The 1,255-nt window shown below is 67.3% G+C and carries 1 protein-coding gene; it reads right to left on the reverse strand.

What is annotated here, in order from left to right; genetic code table 11:
• Positions 1-128: 128 nt before the first annotated feature.
• Positions 129-962 carry an HAD-IB family hydrolase gene (locus AB0E85_RS39950; protein ID WP_107460405.1) on the reverse strand — a complete coding sequence of 278 codons (834 nt, stop codon included), beginning with the start codon at positions 960-962 and terminating at the stop codon, positions 129-131.
• Between the last annotated feature and the right edge of the window lie 293 nt (positions 963-1,255).

Genomic DNA, 1,255 nt, shown 5'->3' on the forward strand with positions numbered 1-1,255 from the left:
GTGATCCTCTCGGATGTCCTTGGTCTCGCGGGCCGTTGAGTCCTTTGTACTCCTGCCCCGGAGCAAGCGGAAGTCCAGGCTGCACTTCTTTACTTTCGGGTGCACATGGGACGGCCCGTCGCCGCAGGTCAAGCGACCGTCGTCCGGCGCCTGTTCGCGTACCAGACGAGTCCCGCGGTGGCCGCGGCTGCGCCTATCGCTGCGACTGCGACGAGCGCCGGGCGCGGTGGCACGGAGAACGCGGGGATGCGCTGCTTGAGCCGGACCGGGCGGTGGAAGTCCAGGATCGGCCACCCGCGCGCGAGGGCCTCGCGTCGCAGTGCCCTGTCCGGGTTCACTGCATGCGGGTTCCCGACGGACTCCAGCATCGGCACGTCGGTCGCCGAGTCGCTGTAGGCGTAGCAGCGGCTGAGGTCGTAACCCTCGGACTCGGCCAGCTCCCTCACGGCCTCGGCCTTGGTGGGTCCGTACGCGTAGTACTCCACCTCACCGGTGAAGCAGCCGTCGTCGCCCACGACCATGCGGGTGGCGACCACGCGGTCCGCCCCGAGCAGCTCGCCGATCGGCTCGACCACCTCCGCGCCGGACGTGGAGACGATCACGACGTCGCGGCCGGCGGTGTGGTGCTCCTCGATGAGGGAGGCGGCCTCGTCGTAGATGATCGGGTCGATCAGGTCGTGCAGCGTCTCGGCGACGATCTCCTTGACCTGTTCCACGTTCCAGCCGCGGCACAGGGCGGACAGATAGGCGCGCATGCGCTCCATCTGGTCGTGGTCGGCGCCGCCGGCCAGGAAGACGAACTGGGCATATGCGGTACGCAAGACGGCCCTGCGGTTGATCAGACCGCCTTGGTAGAACGACTTGCTGAACGTGAGCGTGCTCGACTTCGCAATGACCGTCTTGTCCAGGTCAAAGAAGGCGGCTGTGCGGGGCAACGAGTGGTTTTCCACGCCCCAGAGCATAGGGGCAGCCCATTCGGCGTAAGGTGGGGCGCGTGGGTTTGCCTGAGAAGGCTCTCGGGTACACCATGGAAGTCACGGATCGTTCGCGACCGTGCTAACCCGGCCCGACTCCTCCCCCCCCGAGTCGGCCGTGGGGACGACCCCCGCTCTCCCCCCCGGCGGGGGTCGTCGCATGTCCGGGTGGGTTTTCTCCCTCTTCTCGCGGCCTGGATGCCACTCCGGAGCGACTCTGGCGCCAGTCTTGGCATGACCATGATTAGTAACGCTGGGTAACTGTCGGGCTGCTCTGTGGG

Origin of the sequence: Streptomyces sp. NPDC029044 (genome assembly GCF_040637495.1) — a bacterium.
Taxonomy (GTDB): domain Bacteria; phylum Actinomycetota; class Actinomycetes; order Streptomycetales; family Streptomycetaceae; genus Streptomyces.

What these genes read in the sequence shown, in the direction of transcription:
- AB0E85_RS39950 (WP_107460405.1), bottom strand. Translation starts at nt 962, where the DNA reads ATGCTCTGGGGCGTGGAAAACCACTCGTTGCCCCGCACAGCCGCCTTC.